We start from the raw sequence: 16,732 nt of genomic DNA, 5'->3' as shown, positions 1-16,732 counted from the left end.
GGTCAAACACCATCCGATTAATTGGTTAATTGTATAAACCGATTAACCAAAAATTGATATGTCATACTTTTTAAACCCATTAACTAAAACAAAGAAGGGCGATTTTGATCGCCCTTCTTTGTTTATTAATTTTTCAACTTCACTGTTTTAGCCGCAAAATATTGTTCGATGTAAGCTTTTACCTCAGCTTTTTTTACCGAATCATTAATAAAGTTGTATATGGGAACCAAGCCATCATCTGAAGCTCCAATGAAACGCGCTTTATCTTCAGTAGTTGAAGCAACCCAGTTATTCAAATTTAAAATCACCCTGTTATTTATGGTTTCGGGTTTTAATTTATTAATATCCCCGCCTGTTGAACGATAATAGATTTTTGCTGAAGCATTATCATTTAAATCGCGGAGTTTAGGTTCGTCTAAATAGCCGGTAGGCAAGCCAAAAGTTCTTTTTAGGGTATAACGTAAGCCTTCCATAATAATCGCTCCTCTCCTTCCATTATCAGGTGCTTCTGCCTGATAAAGCACGTCGAATTTAGAACCTATTTTAATATCGATTAAAACATGAGTTCCATATTTCTCTACAAGCTGCTGAGCACTCAACAAAGTAATATCCCGCTTAAAATCAGCTGTTAAAAAATTATTAACACGTTTTTGATCATCCCAAAAATTATATCTTTTCCAGATCATGTAATGAGAATAGTATCCATAAACATATTTTTTATCGGTAATATCAAAGCCTGGAAATTTATCAATGGTATTCCCAAAAAGTTTCAAGCCATCAGTCGCTTCGTATAAGCTAGAAAATTTTGCTGATAGGTCTGCTGCATTTTCAGCCTGAATAGTTGTCCAAGCCCCTTCAGTTCCTCTTGCAATGTTAACCATGTAACTGGCGCTCGCGTCATAAGCCGAAATGTCGACAACGCTTGCCCTTACAGAAGTCTCATCATTAAATTTATCCGTAACATCATAACCAAATCCCAAATAATTAAACGTTTCGGATGGTTGATATAAAAGCTGGGGTTCTTTTGTTGCTCCATTAACGGTAAAGGCAATATCAGGAGATAATTTTTCTTCCGGGGAGGAATTTGGAGTTTCATCAGGGTTTTTCTTGCAGGCAGCAAGTGTGGCCATAAAGGCCAAGGCTAAGATTGTTCTTTTCATTTGGTTTAATTTGTGTGTAACCTGCACCATCAATTTTGGTGCCTATTTACACCTCAAACCATTCGGCTCATGAGATTTTTTTAACCGACTAGCAAAACAACTAAAAAAGTAGTAAAAAAAGCAGTTAATGAATTAAAAATCAAACATTTTCCTGTTTTTCTTTTTCTCAGCAGTAGCAGCTTTATTTTTTAACCTATTTTCGATAACGCCTTTAGGGATTTTGGTTGGCTTTCTTTTTTTCTGAACAATCAATGCCTTTTTCAGTAAATCAATCAGTTTTACTATCGTTTTCTCTTTGTTGAGCAATTGGCTCCTATCTTGCTGAGAAACAATATGCAGCAATCCTTCAGTATCAAGACGGTTTTGCAGCTTTTCTTTAAGCAAAGCCTTTTCTTCATCAGTAAAATACGCAAAGGTTTCGATATCAAAAACAAGCTCTACCTTACTCGAAACCTTATTTACGTTCTGTCCGCCTTTACCCCCACTACGTGAGGTTTTAAATAAGGCTGATCGTAAAATTTCTTCTCTGCTAGGTAACATGCGGCAAAAGTATAAAGAATATCGATTTAAAAAAAGTTAGCAAACCCAATGGCTTTTTTTACCTTTGTAGCAGAATGAAGAAAAACTTGGTTATAGCTATTGATGGCTATTCATCTTGCGGAAAAAGCACCCTGGCAAAGGCATTGGCTAAAAAATTAGGTTTCATTTATGTAGATAGCGGGGCAATGTACCGTGCCGTTACCCTATATTTTTTGCGTAACCACATTGATGTTACCGACGATGCCAAAGTTGAAGATGCTTTGCAACACATCGAACTAAATTTCCATTCGCGCGATTACGAATCGCATATTACCCTTAACGGCGAAGAAGTTTCTGACGAAATCCGCTTAATGCCGGTTTCAGAAAATGTTAGCGAAGTTTCAGCACACCGGATTGTACGCCATGAAATGGTGAAACAACAACAGCGCATGGGCAGATCGAAAAACATTGTGATGGATGGCCGCGATATCGGCACTACCGTTTTCCCACATGCACCGGTTAAATTCTTCATGACAGCCGATCCAAAAATAAGGGCCGAACGCCGCTTCAAAGAGCTGGAGAGCAAAGGCAATAACGATACCACTTTGGAAGAAGTTTTTGAAAACCTGGCCCACCGCGATTATGCCGATACCACCCGGAAAGAAAGTCCGCTGATTAGAGCAGAAGATGCCATCATTTTAGACAATACAGATTTAACACAAGAAGAGCAACTTACTTTTGCTTTGTATCATGTGGAGCCGTTTTTGGTTCATTAGTCAATAGTTCATTAGTCATTGGTTCATTAGTGAGCTGTGGGCAAAAGAACCTCCGTGTTATTCAGTACATCCGTGGCAAAATAGTTCATTAGTCATCGGCTCATTAGTGAGCTAGGTGCAAAAAAATCTCCGTGTTATTCCGTGCATCTGTGGCAAAATAGTTCATTCCTCAATAGCCAGATACAACCTTAAACTGCCACCTGAATACATTAGAAAAAAATTCATATTTTTAGCACCTAACCCAAATGCAAATATGAAATTAAGATCAATGTGCCTTACGGCATTATTTTTAGTTACCGCAACGTTATGTGCCAATGCCCAAAAAGGCTGGATTAATCTTTTCAACGGAAAAGACTTGAAAGACTGGAACGTTAAAATCTCCAAACACGATTACAAAGAAAATTATGCCAACACTTTCCGCGTTGAAGATGGCTTAATGAAAGTAGGTTATGATGGATACAAAGAATTTGACGACCAATACGGCCATATTTTTTACAAAAAACCTTTTTCGGCCTATCTGTTAAAAGTAACCTACCGCTTTGTTGGCGATCAGGTAAAAGGTGGTCCGGGCTGGGCATTTAGAAACAGTGGTGCGATGCTGCACTGCCAGGATCCGGCAACCATGTTAAAAAACCAGGATTTCCCCATTTCTATTGAAGGACAAATTTTAGGTGGCGACGGCGAACACGAACGCCACACCAGTAATGTTTGTACACCAGGCACCTTAATTAACTACAACGGTAAATTATTTACCCCACATTGTTTAGATTCTAAATCGAAAACCTATGCCGGCGACCAATGGGTAACCGCAGAGTTTTTAGTTTTAGGCGATTCGGTAATTAAGCACATTATTGGTGGTGAGGTAGTTTTAGAATATACCAAACCACAAATTGGTGGCGGTAGCGTTTCTAACTATGATCCTAAAGCCAAAGTTGACGGCAAACCATTAACCTCAGGTTATATTTCTTTACAAAGCGAGAGTCATCCAATCCACTTTAAATCGGTACAGCTGTATGACCTTGAGCCTTACATGAAAAATAAAGCTAAACTGGATAAAGTACTGGCAAAAATTTTAAAAGAGTAAACCATACTGGAATCTGTTTGTTAAATGTTGACGCAATAATTTTAAACCTAAATTAATACAATGCTCAAAACGCTTTTAACCAAACATTTTGCCTTTTTACTTTTTCTTTTCCTGGCCAATTGTGCTGCTGCACAAACTGCATATCAGGTAAAAGATATTCCCGACCCGAAAAACAATGGCGGTGGCTATGTTAGCGACCCCGATAATATTTTAGGCAGTGGTATTGTTGCTTCATTGAACAGTACCATTGCCGATTTTGAGAATAAAACCAATGTTCAGGTCGCTGTAGTTATTGTTAACGATTTCGACCACAACAAAGAAGATTTCGATTTTGCCTACGGGCTGTTTCAGCACTGGGGTATTGGACAGAAAACAAGCAACAATGGCCTCCTCTTATTTATAGCTAAAGACCGGCGCAAATACCGCTTCATTACCGGCACAGGAACCGAAGGCGTTTTACCGGATGTTACGCTTAAACACATTGCCCAAAACAACCTGGTTCCAGCCTTTAAGAAAAATGATTTTAGTACAGGTATAACCAATACCATTAATGCCATTGGTGAAATTATTTTAAACCCCGGCAATAAACAAGAACTTAACCAGCTCTTTACACAACGCGAAACCAGTACTCCTCTCAAAAATTTTTGGTTGCCTTGCCTAGTAATTATCGTGGCGTTTTTCGGTGTGTTTAAAATTGTAAACCGGCAAGCAAAAAGTGGCATTAGCCTGAAAAGCCTTAATAAACAAGAAAACAGCTACGATACAACCATAGCAAAGGGCTGCGCAGGTATATTTATCTTTGCTTTTATTTCGGTATTTGTTGTGGTCTTTACCGAAAGCTTCGAGCTGTTTAGCGGTATCAGGCTTGCACATGTACCCTATATCCTTTTCGGAATTTTAGCAGTGACCCTTTTTTTCAGGTACCTGTTTTATATTTCTTCAATACGCAAAGCACACCAGGACGACGAAAACTTCTTTGATGCTGTTGTCGCCTTCCATAAGAAAAACTGGTGGTTAATCTTTTTTTCTCCAATTATCCTGATTGCGATGATCATCCACCTGATTAAGCGTGTAAAAACCATCGACCGCTTTAAACTAATTTTAGATAGCAAAAACAAAGAAATGGTAAGGGTCGATCGCGATATCAACATAGAAGGTGAACCTTTTTTAACCAAGGGTCAACGCAAGGAAGAAGTAATCCAGGCTTACGACTACGATATTTGGGAAAGTGCCGACCATCAGGAACACATCATTAAAGCCTGGCCTGCCGAAGCCTACAACAGTTATACCGAATGTCCATCGTGCAGCTTTAGAACCTATAAACTGGATAAAAAAGTAACCGTTAAAGCTGCAACTTATAGTCATGAAGGGCAGGCTAAACTGATAAATGAATGCAGCTTTTGCAAGCGCGAAGAATTTATAAAATGGATTACCCTGGCCATGTTGGTTAAGTCTAGTTCTTCCAGTTCTTCTTCGGGTAGCAGCAGCTCTTCATCTTCATCCAGTAGCAGTTGGGGCGGTGGTAGCAGCAGTGGTGGCGGTACAGGAGGTAGCTGGTAAAAAGGTTTTCCATTTAACTTCCGCTTTTATCATACTAATTAAAAGTATTTCCTAATTTTGGAGCACTTAGCACGATGTTTGCTCTTAACGTCGTTGCCAGATTTTTTAATTAAACTGCTTTGCGCAACCCCATACCTATGACCAGAACCTTATTCCTGTTTTTTGCCCTTTTTATGCTCTCGCTTACGGTTAATGCACAAGATATGTATCGTGTTACCGCTGATAAATTAAGGGTTAGGGAAAGTAAAGATGCGAAAAGCAAGATCATTGGCTTTATCCCGAAAAACGAAAATGTAGCCGTTTTAGATGCCAGCGATGCAAAGTTTTACAAGGTAAAAGTAAAAAATGGTGAGGGCTGGACAAGCAAAGACTTTTTAGAGAAAATAGCTCCCGCAACTAAACCTGCCCAACCTGCAGCCAATACAGCAACACCGAATACGCAAACACAAACGGCAACAGCTAGTGAAGACATGTATCGGGTAACGGCCGACGATTTACGTGTGCGCGAAAAAGCCGATGCAAAAAGCAAAATTGTTGGCTACCTGCCTAAAGATGAAAATGTAGCAGTTATCGATTCATCGAATACAACTTTCTTTAAAATTAAAGTAACCAATGGCGAAGGATGGGTGAGTAAAGAATTTTTGGTTCGGGTTTCGCCCGTAAAGGCTCCGGTACAAAAAAATACCATTGCAGCATCGGTACCACAATCGAACAAAGATTATTCGGGTATTATTTTTATTGCTGTGGTAGCGGTTATTTTGTTTGCTATCTTATACTTCTCGCTTAAATACGCCAGTGGCAACAAGTTTATAATTGGTTTCTCAGTAATCGTTATTTTAGTTGTGGGATATTTTTGCTACATCACATTTGTAGCCGAAAAAGTGGTTACGGGCACGTTTGCCAGTGGCGAAGACATCCAGTATAAAACGTTCAATTTTAAATCGAAAGATTCGGTTATCGTGAGCGATGCCTACAACGATTCGATTTTTACCTCAAAATATGTTATTGATGGCGATATGATTAAATTATACGACCAGCAAAACACCATCATGCTATTGATCAGGGATGAACAAACCTTAATTGGTGAGGGTTTTACTAGGGGGACGTTTACAAAGAAATAAAACCATAATTATCAAACGTTTCTACGGAAGCCCGCATCCCGATATTTCATCGGTAGAGAACTATAAGCGATAGCGGGACTGCATTTTCCGATTATTGCTGAACGTTCATTTTCAAATAATTGGCCAAATAAAATGCTTAAAATGCAAAAATAAAACAGTTTCATTTCGAAAAATGGGCCGTCTATAAAAATAACCGCTTCGCCTTTCAGGCACCTCTACTCAAGAGCAAAATTATAAAGCGCTTAAAATCAGCCATATTTATTAAAAAAAACTTTTCCATAATTAAAAAAAGTATTACCTTTGCAGTCCCTAAATAGGGAAAAAAGGAGACAATTAATTAATGGCTAAAAAACAAGTAGCAGAAAAAGAATTAGCAGCTAAAACAGCTGAACTTCAGGGAGAAGGCGGACGCCTGACTGAAAAAGAAACGATTGAATCAGAAGCTGATTCAGTTTCGATCGAATCGATCAAATCATCATTAGCAACACCAAGCGAAGATTTCGACTGGGATGCAGATGAAAAAGTTTTTGGTAACTACAATGAAGCAGACCGTAAAAAGTTTGAAGATATGTATGCCGGAACATTCAACCAGATCACTAAAGGTGAAATCATCAGCGGTATCGTTGTTTCAATCAACAACAAAGATGTAGTATTAAACGTAGGTTTCAAATCAGACGGTTTAGTTTCTACTTCTGAGTTCCGTGATACACCAGATCTAAAAATCGGCGATTCAGTTGACGTATTCGTTGAAGCACCAGAAGATGCTAACGGTCAATTGATCCTTTCTCGCAAAAGAGCTAAAACCCAAAGATCATGGGAAGCAATTAACGAGGCGCTTGAAAATGATAGAATCATCAATGGTTTCGTTAAGAGCCGTACTAAAGGTGGTTTAATTGTTGACATTATGGGCGTTGAGGCTTTCTTACCAGGATCTCAAATTGATATTAAACCTATCCGCGATTACGATGTATACGTGGGTAAAACAATGGAATTCAAAGTTGTTAAAATTAACCATGAGTTTAAAAACGTAGTAGTTTCTCATAAAGTGTTAATCGAAGACGATTTAGAATCACAAAAAGTAGAAATCGTTTCTAAATTAGAAAAAGGTCAGGTATTAGAAGGTACTGTTAAAAACATTACTGATTTCGGTGTGTTCATCGATTTAGGTGGTGTTGATGGTTTACTTCACATTACTGACATTTCTTGGGGCCGCATAGAGCATCCGAAAGAAGTATTATCATTAGATGAAAAAATCAACGTGGTTGTTTTAGATTTCGATGATGAGAAAAAACGTATCGCTTTAGGCTTGAAACAATTAACTCCACACCCTTGGGAGAACTTAAGTGCTGACATTCAAGTTGGTTCTAAAGTAAAAGGAAAAATCGTAACTGTTGCAGATTACGGTGCTTTCTTAGAAATCATCCCAGGTGTTGAAGGTTTAATCCACGTTTCTGAAATGAGCTGGTCACAAAACTTAAGAAACCCACAAGAGTTCTTAAAAGTTGGTGACGAGATCGAAGCTGAAGTTTTAACTTTAGACAGAGACGAGCGCAAAATGAGCTTAGGTATTAAACAATTATCTAACGATCCATGGCAAGAAGTTGCTGCTAAATTCCCGGTTGGAAGCAAGCACAAAGCAACTGTTAAAAACATGACTAACTTCGGTGTATTTGTTGAAATCGAAGAAGGTATCGATGGTTTAATCCACATTTCTGACTTATCATGGTCTAAAAAAGTTAACCACCCTAACGAATTCACTAAAGTTGGTGATGTATTAGACGTAGTTGTTTTAGAATTAGACGTTGATAACCGTAAATTAAGCTTAGGTCACAAACAATTAGAAGAAAACCCTTGGGATACTTTCGAAACGATCTTCACTTTAGATTCGGTTCACCAGGGTACTGTTGTTAAAGTAACTGATAAAGGTGCTGTTATTGCTTTACCATATGGTGTAGAAGGTTTCGTACCAACTAAACACATGGTTAAAGAAGATGGTACTTCAGTTAAAGCTGAAGAAACCAATGACTTCAAAATCATTGAATTCAACAAAGAAGCAAAACGTATCGTAGTATCTCACGCCCGTATCTGGGAAGAGGTTAAAGCTGAAGCTGTTGCTGAAGAAAGAGCAACTAAGAAAAAAGAAGCTAAAGCTGCTGTAACTGCGGTTAAAAAAGTTAAAGATTCTGTAGAGAAATCTACTTTAGGAGACTTAGACGTATTGGCTCAATTGAAATCGCAATTAGAAGGCGAAGAAAGCAAAGCTAAAAAAGGCTAGTTCTTTTTAACTGATAAATTAATCCCGATAGCGAAAGTTATCGGGATTTTTTTTGTTTTAGGTTGCCGTCATTGCGAGAAGGCTTTTTCAGCCGACGAAGCAATCTTTTTGGCATGGGCGCAACGACCGTTGTAAGATTGCTTCGTCGTACCTCCTCGCAATGACCACTTTCTTTATTATGTAACAAAATAATCCGTTCTTCCCTACTTATCTCGCACATCCCTCCTATTATTACTACTTTTGAAGAGCGTAACCTAGTCTTTTCATCATGAGAAAAATTATCTTTTTGTTCCTGATCCTTATTTCGTTCAAAATTTCGGCACAGGAGATCAGTATTATTCCGCAGCCGGTAGCACTTCAATTCAAAGCACAGGAAAAACCTTTTCAATTAGATATTACCACCAGTTTGTATACTGATTTTGGTGGCAATGCCTGCATCAGTTTTCTGGATGAATACCTGAGTAAAAACTACAATTTAAAATTAAAGTGGTTCAAAAACCTGGATCTCAAACGCAAAAATATGATCAACCTGATCATTGATCCATCCCACGTAAAAACCAGTCAATATCAGTTAAACTCAGATCAAAACGCTGTTACCATATTGGCAGGTTCAGATACTGCTGCCTTTTATGGTATCCAGACGCTTATTCAATTACTACCAACAGCCAAAGCCCCTGTACTAACCATTCCGGCTGTTTCAATTACCGATTATCCACGCTTTGGTTACCGTGGCATGCACCTTGATGTGAGTCGCCATTTTTTTGATGTGGCTTTTATTAAACAATACATCGATTATTTAGCCCTCCATAAAATGAATTACTTTCACTGGCATTTAACCGATGACCATGGCTGGAGAATTGAGATCAAAAAATATCCTAAACTAACCGAAATCGGAGCATGGCGCAATGGCAGCATTATTGGTTTATGGCCGGGAAAAGGCAACGAAAACATCAAATATCAAGTTTTACCAAACGAGGTAAAAATTACGCCAAAAGATGCCGTGATTAAAACCGATGGCATTCGCCATGGCGGCTTTTACTCGCAGGAACAGATTAAAGAAGTGGTTGATTATGCAGCTAAACGCTACGTTACCATTATACCAGAGATTGAAATGCCCGCACACAGCATGGCTTTACTTGCTGCATACCCCGAATTAGGCACCGAACCGAACAAAAAGTACGCGGTAGCCGAAACCTGGGGCATGATGAACAAATACAACAATGTACTACAGGCTTCAGATACGACTTTTAAGTTTTTAGAAAATGTTTTAACCGAGGTAATGGCCCTATTCCCATCTCCTTATATTCACATTGGTGGCGATGAAGCATCTAAAGTATGGTGGAAAAAATCGGCCGTTTCGCAGCAGGTTATGAAGGCCAATGGTTTAAAAACCGAAAGCGAGCTGCAGAGCTATTTTATCCGAAGGATGGAGCAGTTTGTTAACAGCAAAGGCAAAACCATCATTGGCTGGAATGAGATTTTACAGGGTGGACTGGCTCCAAATGCAGTGGTAATGAGCTGGCAGGGTGAAAAAGGTGGCATTGAGGCCGCAAAACAAAACCACAAAGCCATTATGACACCCGAAGACAAAATGTACTTTAATCACGCTCAGTTTGCAAAAGAAGATAGTTTAACCGCCAATAAACTTTCGCCTTTAATGGGCGTGTATAATTACGAACCTGTACCGGCAGAATTGAATGCCGAGCAGGCCAGATATATTTGGGGTGCACAGGGCTGTTTGTGGAGCGAATACATCACCAACCCCGCCAAAGTGCAATATCAGCTGTTTCCAAGACTGGATGCCTTAAGCGAAGTTTTATGGAGTCCGAAAGAAAAACGCAACTATACCGATTTCCAAAAACGCCTGAAAACGCAGTTTAAACGATACGATTTGATGGGCATTACCTATGCTAAAAAATACCTTGAAAATTAATTTTACTTCCCTGTAATTTTTTGTCGCCATTGCTTACTAACTGTTCAAAATTAATTAATCAGTTATTGAAGCAATATGGAAACCAAAACCTCAAAACTCGGAACAACAGCATTTTTAATTTGTGTAGTAAGCTGCACCAATTTACCCTACTTTTTAAAATATCCGTTATTGCTTGTGGCGGCAATATCTTTGGTTATCGGAATCTACCAATATCAGAAAACATTAAAATCGACGACTAAACCAGCAGACCAGGCTAAATAAGGTATGATAGCAAAATCTTATCTCGATAAACTCGAAGCACATAAAGGCATTATCTATAAAATGGTAAACCTCTATGCCGATGAGGAGGAAGACCGCAAAGATTTATACCAGGAAATTGTTTTCCATAGCTGGCAGGCTTATCCACGCTTTAAAGGTGAGGCCAAATTTTCGACCTGGCTTTATAAGCTGAGTTTAAATGTATCGCTCTCTTTTTTAAGCAAACAGCAAAAACAAACAAGGCTTAAAACACGTGGGGTATTCGATCATTATTTCGACCCGCCTGAACTATCAGAACGAGCCGACTGGCTATACCGCTGCATTAAACAGTTAACAGAAATTGACCGTAGTATCGTGATGCTGCATCTCGATGGTTTCGATAATACCGAAATCAGTGAAATGATGGGGATATCCCGAAATCATACCAACGTGAAATTACACCGTATTAAACAACAATTAACCACACTTTTAACAGGCAAATAACATGAATTTAGAACAAGAATGGCAAAACCTGGGTGTAGAATTTAGCGCAAAAGCCAACCAGATAGAAACCTCGAAACTCACTATCGATGAAAAAGCACACAGCCTTTTACAGGAGCTGATTTTTAAGTTGAAATGGAAATTAAGGTGGATCAGAATTATTGACCTCCCGCTTTTAGCCCTCGCCATATTTGTTAGCGGCGATTTAAAAATATTGCTTCTGCTCATAGTTGCTACCTACGAGATTTGCAGGGCGCTGGGTGTGCGCGATTTTAATAAAATTAAAACGGCTGTAGATTACAATGCCAACACCAAACAGGTGCTTAACGATAACCTTAAGGCTATAAAAAAGATTTTAAGGGGCGAAACAATTTTCGGGTACATCTTTTTGCCATTGGCTGGCCCCATTGGCTTGCTGGCATACCGTTTATGTGTACACCATACCTTTGAACAAGTAATTCAGTTGCCTAATTTCTTTATACAAATGGCTTTACTGGCACTGGTTGGTATTCCTTTTACCTGGCTTACTAAACGAATGAACAACAGTATTTTTGCCAAACCTTTAAAACAGCTGACCGATAAGCTAAATGATTTAATGGATTAACTGGCTGGCAACCTGTAGCTGGTAAGCACCGGGCGTAATGCCCACAATCTTTTTAAAGGCACGGATAAAATAATTGGCATCACTAAAACCCAGTTCATAGCTAATAGACGCTACTTTACCTCCAGGCTGCGATAAAAGCACTTTGGCCTTATTAATTTTTTCGGTTAAAATAAAATCGTTTGGACTAATGCCCAACTCGCGTTTAAACAGGCGGTAAAAGGTAGCTTTACTCATGCAGGCCTTATCGCTTAAACTATTAATGTTAATCTTCTCGTTTAAATTGGCCTTAATGTAGTTGAGCACAAAAGCCAGTGGGTTATGGTTGGGATTATGGGTATCGCTGTTTAAGATATTCAGGTTCTGGGTTTGCATTATTCTTACCAGCAATTCTTTTAAGGTTAAATCGGCCAGAATATCTTTTTCCTTTGAGCGTTCGGAGCAAATGCGGATCACTTTGTTAATCAGGTAAGCAATTTCCTCATTGTTGTAAAAATGATATTGATCGTAATTTAACAACCACTTTTCGTTACTCCCTTCTTTCGGGAAAAACTCGTTTAAATAAGCAATGGTTTTCTTAATCTGATCCTGATCTATTGCCAGTGCAATACATTGGGTAGGATTTACATTTGAGGCTTCCGGAAAATCAATTTTCATCGTTACTGCCGGCGGAACGATAACGGTTTGGCCCGGAAAGTAGTCAAAACCTTTTTTATCGAACAAGTGCATTACCTTTTTACCCCGAAGCATACTCGTAATTACAAAATCGTTAAAAGTAAGTGGAACCCTGTACGATTCGGTATAGGTTTCAAAAACATTCAGCTCGCAACGCGCTAAAGTATAAGAGGTCCGGTTCTCTACTAAAGTTTGTAAACTTTCCGTTTTACTTAAACTTACCTGATCCAGTACATGTGCCATAACAATAAAGATTTGGTTAGCGAGCATTACTCTACTCAAATATAAAGGTATTTTGGCAAGCTTTGCCACACTGCAACAATAATGCTATCGGTTGAGGCAATTATACTATCATCGCCGCACAATTGCAAGTAGGTTTGTATTAACCAAATCTTAAAACCGTAAAGAAAACAAGAAGGATATCTTTTTCAGAAAGACCCAAAAGTTGTTTTCGAACCGCAAAAATTCAATAATAATTATGGAAAACTTAATTGAAAAACCGGTATTCAAATCCCACTACGATAATTACATCGGCGGAAAATTTGTAGCACCGGTAAAAGGTGCGTATTTCGATAATGTCTCTCCCATTGATGGAAAAGTATTTACCAAAGCCGCACATTCTACCAAAGAAGATTTAGCCCTCGCCGTTGATGCTGCACACGAAGCATTTAAAACCTGGAGTAAAACCTCTTCAACCGAAAGGAGCATTATACTCAATAAAATTGCCCAGCGGATGGAAGATAATCTCGAATACCTGGCCACAGTTGAAACGATTGATAACGGTAAAGCGGTACGCGAAACCCTGGCCGCCGATTTGCCTCTGGGTATCGATCATTTCAGGTATTTTGCTGGCGTAATCCGCGCCGAAGAAGGTTCTCTTTCTGAATTAGATCACAATACCGTATCCTTAATCGTGCACGAGCCTATTGGTGTGGTAGCACAAATTATCCCCTGGAATTTCCCGCTGTTAATGGGAATCTGGAAACTGGCCCCTGCCCTTGCTGCTGGTAACTGCGTGGTTTTAAAACCCGCCGAGAGCACACCGGTATCGATTATGATATTAATGGAACTGATAGGCGATTTACTGCCTCCCGGAGTAGTAAATGTAGTAAACGGTTTCGGCGCAGAACTTGGCCGTGCACTGGTTACCAATCCAAAAGTATCCAAAGCTGCCTTTACCGGCTCTACCCCAACCGGGCGTTTGGTAATGCAATATGCAACTGAAAATATCATCCCGGTTACCTTAGAGCTGGGTGGTAAATCGCCTAATATTTTCTTCAGTTCGGTAATGGCCGAAGACGATGCCTTTTTAGATAAAGCGGTTGAAGGTGCGGTAATGTTTGCTTTAAACCAGGGCGAAATCTGTACCTGCCCTTCCCGTTTGCTGGTACAGGAAGATATTTATGAAAAATTTATCGCCAAAGTTATTGAACGTACAAAAGCGATTAAAATTGGAAGTCCGTTAGACCGTACGGTAATGATGGGTGCTCAGGCTTCGAAAATACAATACGAAAAAATTGCGGCTTACATTAAACTTGGTAAAGAAGAAGGTGCCGAGATATTAACCGGAGGCGAAGTAAATGAGCTTAGTGGCGATTTAGGTGGTGGTTACTACATTAAACCCACCATTTTTAAGGGCCATAACAAAATGCGGATTTTCCAGGAAGAAATTTTTGGCCCGGTGCTGGCTGTTACAACTTTCAAAACCGTTGAAGAAGCCATTGAGATAGCAAACGATACATTATATGGCCTTGGTGCCGGCGTTTGGACCCGCGATGCGCACGAACTTTACCAGGTACCGAGAGCCATTCAGGCGGGCCGTGTTTGGGTAAACCAGTATCACGCATACCCTGCAGGTGCGCCTTTCGGGGGCTACAAGCAATCGGGCGTAGGAAGGGAAAACCATAAAATGATGCTGGGCCATTACCGCCAAAGCAAAAACATGCTTATTTCTTATGATAAAAATAAACTAGGTTTCTTTTAGTAAAAAAATTAAATCCACCGTTGGTTAATTTGATTGCGGCAGGTTTATTACAGATCTGCCGTAATTTTTACTATTGAGGATCTTAATCCAAAAGCTACCATGATTAAGCGGATTGAAAGTACAACCAAAGCAAAAGAACTGATTGCAATACTTAAAGAAAAACACGGCGAGCTGATCTTTTACCAGGCAGGTGGTTGTTGCGAGGGCACGCAACCCCAATGTTTTGAAAAAGGAGGCTACTATTTGCGCATGAACGATGTTTGCCTCGGCGAAGTAGAAAACTGCGAATTTTGGGTAGACCGCGATCTTTTTGAATACTGGCAATTTTCGCATTTCACGCTCGATGTGCTGGATGGATTTGGTGTAGGTGGTTTTTCTTTAGAAACCCCGCTTCAAAAAACTTTTAAAATACATTACCGCTTATTTACTGAAGAGGAATTAAAAGACCTGGCTCCGGTAAAAACAGCAGAGTAATTTTTGGTTTATTTGGTTTAAAAAGAGGTCGGCTTGGAGTATTCCAACCGGCTTTTTTGTTTTAATAAGAAGTCGTCATCTCGAGCAAAGTGTAACGTAGCCGAGAGATCTACCAAAACAGATCTCTCCATTTCGCTGCGCTTCAGTCGAGATGATGACGAATATTATTTTGTACGCTGCGATTGGAAATTTATTCTGTCAATTCCCTCCTTTTAAAAATTTATGCAATCTTTGCATTCAAATTCAAACCATGAGGAAAATATTTGCTGTAATCTGTACCATTATTACACTTTTTGCCATTAAAGAAGCGGTATATGTATTTACATCTACTGAGCCCGATATGGTTAAACAGCGGGCAATTATGATTGTAATTGCATTAAGCATCTGCATTCCTTTAATTATCCTCACGTTTTGGCTTTGGTCGCCACGCAAAAAGAACAACAACCAGTAACTGCTAGGGATAAAATTTACTTTTTAACCTGGGAGTTGGCACCCAGCAGCTTTCTTCTTTGCCCCACCACTTGTATCGGTTTTTAGCGATGATGTTGTAAACCCAGTCTCGTATAAATTTCGGGATAATGATAAAACCATACAGAAGCGGCCAGGCCCCGCTTAGTTTTTTTGCAATCTGCAATGCTGCAGAAGATTTGGTGTATAATTTTCCTTCTGCTAAAAGCATGACTGTATTGAGTTCACCCGGGTCTACCTTAAATTTAGGAAGAACTTCTTTAGCCAACTCACCCTGAATAGCTGAGAAACTAAACTGATCTTTTTTATCGTGCGCAATAACAAACTGAACCGATGCATTACAAAGGTTACATACACCATCAAAAAAGATTATTGGCTTGTTAAACATGGCTAAAATTAACAATTAACGCCTGTACAAAAATCAGGTTTTTGTATTATTAGCCCTTAATTCCATCAAAAATTTAGCAATTCAAGTTCAATTAGCTTAATTTTAAATATCATATCAAACACCACCAGTGCGATGTATATTTCAATAAACAACAAATTGTACCCGGCTGCAGAGGCCAAAATTTCGGTTAGTGATTTAGCTGTGCAAAGGGGCTTTGGCATTTTCGATTTTCTTAAAACGGTAAACCATAAACCCATTTTTATCGACGATTATTTCGACAGGTTTTACCACTCTGCAGCGGAAATGAATATGGAAGTGGGCTTTAACCGCGCACAACTAAGCGAAAGTATAAACCAGCTAATTGAAAAAAACAATATCCCCAACTCAGGCATCAAAATAATTTTAACAGGTGGTTTTGCCCTTGATGGCTATACCATGAGCAAACCGAACCTCATCATAACGCAAACACCTTTAGGGGCTAATCCAGATCCGTTTATAAACCCTTTGAAACTACTTAGCTACAACCACCAGCGCCAGTTGCCCATGGTTAAAACAATCGATTATCTGCAAGCTATCAGGCTGCAATCTTTTGTTAAAAACAGTGGAGCTGAAGATTTGTTGTACCACAATAACGGCCTTATCAGAGAATGCCCGAGGGCAAACTTTTTTATGGTAACCGATCATCACATTGTAACACCTAAAACAGAAATTTTAAGAGGAATTACCCGCAGTAAAATTTTAAATTTCGAAATTGCAGGGTACAAAATAGTTGAGCGAGATTTTCAACTCGAAGAATTATACACCGCAAAAGAGGCCTTTATCAGCAGTTCGACTAAAAATGCCTGGCCGGTGAGCGTAATTGATGGCAAAGAAATTGGCAATGGCACTTTCGAAGTAGTAAAAGCAATAAACAGCAAACTTCTTCAACTCATTGATGATTACCAACAGCAATAGGTATAAAATATTGCAATTGATA

The 16,732-nt window shown here is 39.2% G+C and carries 16 protein-coding genes; 12 read left to right on the top strand and 4 right to left on the bottom strand.

The genetic code is table 11. From position 1 onward, the window contains the following. Positions 1-125: 125 nt before the first annotated feature. Positions 126-1,160: an MAC/perforin domain-containing protein gene (locus tag HWV58_RS09255; RefSeq protein WP_175633840.1), complete on the bottom strand. Its 1,035-nt coding sequence runs from the start codon at positions 1,158-1,160 to the stop codon at positions 126-128. Positions 1,161-1,292: 132 nt separating this feature from the next. Next, complete coding sequence (arfB, locus tag HWV58_RS09250; RefSeq protein ID WP_175633839.1) at positions 1,293-1,700, bottom strand: alternative ribosome rescue aminoacyl-tRNA hydrolase ArfB; 408 nt, start codon at positions 1,698-1,700, stop codon at positions 1,293-1,295. A 74-nt stretch (positions 1,701-1,774) separates the two neighbouring features. Here arfB and cmk point away from each other — a divergent pair, with 74 nt between their 5' ends. The 8 genes from cmk (at position 1,775) to HWV58_RS09210 (ending at position 11,770) form a co-directional block, all read left to right on the top strand. Further along, positions 1,775-2,455, top strand: coding sequence for a (d)CMP kinase (gene cmk / locus HWV58_RS09245; protein WP_175633838.1), 681 nt, complete (start codon positions 1,775-1,777; stop codon positions 2,453-2,455). 253 nt (positions 2,456-2,708) lie between these two features. After that, a complete protein-coding gene (locus tag HWV58_RS09240) occupies positions 2,709-3,539 on the top strand; it encodes a 3-keto-disaccharide hydrolase (RefSeq protein WP_175633837.1) in 831 nt (276 codons plus the stop codon). Positions 3,540-3,599: 60 nt separating this feature from the next. After that, positions 3,600-5,099: a TPM domain-containing protein gene (locus tag HWV58_RS09235; protein ID WP_175633836.1), complete on the top strand. Its 1,500-nt coding sequence runs from the start codon at positions 3,600-3,602 to the stop codon at positions 5,097-5,099. A gap of 137 nt (positions 5,100-5,236) precedes the next feature. Further along, entirely contained in the window at positions 5,237-6,220 is a 984-nt protein-coding gene (locus HWV58_RS09230) for an SH3 domain-containing protein (RefSeq protein WP_175633835.1), read from the top strand. A 340-nt stretch (positions 6,221-6,560) separates the two neighbouring features. After that, positions 6,561-8,495: a 30S ribosomal protein S1 gene (gene rpsA / locus HWV58_RS09225; RefSeq protein WP_175633834.1), complete on the top strand. Its 1,935-nt coding sequence runs from the start codon at positions 6,561-6,563 to the stop codon at positions 8,493-8,495. Positions 8,496-8,763: 268 nt separating this feature from the next. After that, positions 8,764-10,428, top strand: coding sequence for a beta-N-acetylhexosaminidase (locus tag HWV58_RS09220; protein WP_175633833.1), 1,665 nt, complete (start codon positions 8,764-8,766; stop codon positions 10,426-10,428). 264 nt (positions 10,429-10,692) lie between these two features. Then, the gene (locus tag HWV58_RS09215) at positions 10,693-11,169 is read left to right on the top strand and encodes an RNA polymerase sigma factor (protein ID WP_175633832.1); all 477 of its coding nucleotides are present in this window, start codon (positions 10,693-10,695) and stop codon (positions 11,167-11,169) included. Between the two features lies 1 nt (position 11,170). Beyond that, complete coding sequence (locus HWV58_RS09210; RefSeq protein ID WP_175633831.1) at positions 11,171-11,770, top strand: hypothetical protein; 600 nt, start codon at positions 11,171-11,173, stop codon at positions 11,768-11,770. On the opposite strand, the gene HWV58_RS09205 is transcribed toward HWV58_RS09210, so the two are convergent. Continuing rightward, complete coding sequence (locus HWV58_RS09205; protein WP_175633830.1) at positions 11,759-12,685, bottom strand: AraC family transcriptional regulator; 927 nt, start codon at positions 12,683-12,685, stop codon at positions 11,759-11,761. The genes HWV58_RS09210 and HWV58_RS09205 overlap by 12 nt on opposite strands. Before the next feature lie 235 nt (positions 12,686-12,920). Here HWV58_RS09205 and HWV58_RS09200 point away from each other — a divergent pair, with 235 nt between their 5' ends. The 3 genes from HWV58_RS09200 (at position 12,921) to HWV58_RS09190 (ending at position 15,351) form a co-directional block, all read left to right on the top strand. Continuing rightward, positions 12,921-14,426, top strand: coding sequence for an aldehyde dehydrogenase family protein (locus tag HWV58_RS09200; protein WP_175633829.1), 1,506 nt, complete (start codon positions 12,921-12,923; stop codon positions 14,424-14,426). Positions 14,427-14,525: 99 nt separating this feature from the next. Further along, entirely contained in the window at positions 14,526-14,900 is a 375-nt protein-coding gene (locus HWV58_RS09195; protein ID WP_175633828.1) for a DUF779 domain-containing protein, read from the top strand. A 250-nt stretch (positions 14,901-15,150) separates the two neighbouring features. After that, the gene (locus tag HWV58_RS09190) at positions 15,151-15,351 is read left to right on the top strand and encodes a hypothetical protein (RefSeq protein ID WP_175633827.1); all 201 of its coding nucleotides are present in this window, start codon (positions 15,151-15,153) and stop codon (positions 15,349-15,351) included. Between the two features lie 3 nt (positions 15,352-15,354). On the opposite strand, the gene HWV58_RS09185 is transcribed toward HWV58_RS09190, so the two are convergent. After that, positions 15,355-15,756: a thiol-disulfide oxidoreductase DCC family protein gene (locus HWV58_RS09185; protein ID WP_175633826.1), complete on the bottom strand. Its 402-nt coding sequence runs from the start codon at positions 15,754-15,756 to the stop codon at positions 15,355-15,357. A 132-nt stretch (positions 15,757-15,888) separates the two neighbouring features. On the opposite strand from HWV58_RS09185, the gene HWV58_RS09180 reads away from it, so the two are divergent. Next, positions 15,889-16,710, top strand: a complete 822-nt coding sequence (locus HWV58_RS09180) for an aminotransferase class IV (RefSeq protein ID WP_175633825.1) — start codon at positions 15,889-15,891, stop codon at positions 16,708-16,710. Positions 16,711-16,732: the final 22 nt, after the last annotated feature.

This window comes from Pedobacter ghigonis (assembly GCF_903166585.1).
GTDB classification, from domain to species: Bacteria; Bacteroidota; Bacteroidia; order Sphingobacteriales; family Sphingobacteriaceae; genus Pedobacter; species Pedobacter ghigonis.
Note: the sequence above shows the minus strand (reverse complement) of the source record. Positions and strands in the feature narration are given on the sequence as shown.

Coding starts and splice junctions, on each gene's coding strand:
- HWV58_RS09255 (WP_175633840.1), bottom strand. CDS start 1,160: ATGAAAAGAACAATCTTAGCCTTGGCCTTTATGGCCACACTTGCTGCC.
- arfB (WP_175633839.1), bottom strand. CDS start 1,700: ATGTTACCTAGCAGAGAAGAAATTTTACGATCAGCCTTATTTAAAACC.
- cmk (WP_175633838.1), top strand. CDS start 1,775: ATGAAGAAAAACTTGGTTATAGCTATTGATGGCTATTCATCTTGCGGA.
- HWV58_RS09240 (WP_175633837.1), top strand. CDS start 2,709: ATGAAATTAAGATCAATGTGCCTTACGGCATTATTTTTAGTTACCGCA.
- HWV58_RS09235 (WP_175633836.1), top strand. CDS start 3,600: ATGCTCAAAACGCTTTTAACCAAACATTTTGCCTTTTTACTTTTTCTT.
- HWV58_RS09230 (WP_175633835.1), top strand. CDS start 5,237: ATGACCAGAACCTTATTCCTGTTTTTTGCCCTTTTTATGCTCTCGCTT.
- rpsA (WP_175633834.1), top strand. CDS start 6,561: ATGGCTAAAAAACAAGTAGCAGAAAAAGAATTAGCAGCTAAAACAGCT.
- HWV58_RS09220 (WP_175633833.1), top strand. CDS start 8,764: ATGAGAAAAATTATCTTTTTGTTCCTGATCCTTATTTCGTTCAAAATT.
- HWV58_RS09215 (WP_175633832.1), top strand. CDS start 10,693: ATGATAGCAAAATCTTATCTCGATAAACTCGAAGCACATAAAGGCATT.
- HWV58_RS09210 (WP_175633831.1), top strand. CDS start 11,171: ATGAATTTAGAACAAGAATGGCAAAACCTGGGTGTAGAATTTAGCGCA.
- HWV58_RS09205 (WP_175633830.1), bottom strand. CDS start 12,685: ATGGCACATGTACTGGATCAGGTAAGTTTAAGTAAAACGGAAAGTTTA.
- HWV58_RS09200 (WP_175633829.1), top strand. CDS start 12,921: ATGGAAAACTTAATTGAAAAACCGGTATTCAAATCCCACTACGATAAT.
- HWV58_RS09195 (WP_175633828.1), top strand. CDS start 14,526: ATGATTAAGCGGATTGAAAGTACAACCAAAGCAAAAGAACTGATTGCA.
- HWV58_RS09190 (WP_175633827.1), top strand. CDS start 15,151: ATGAGGAAAATATTTGCTGTAATCTGTACCATTATTACACTTTTTGCC.
- HWV58_RS09185 (WP_175633826.1), bottom strand. CDS start 15,756: ATGTTTAACAAGCCAATAATCTTTTTTGATGGTGTATGTAACCTTTGT.
- HWV58_RS09180 (WP_175633825.1), top strand. CDS start 15,889: ATGTATATTTCAATAAACAACAAATTGTACCCGGCTGCAGAGGCCAAA.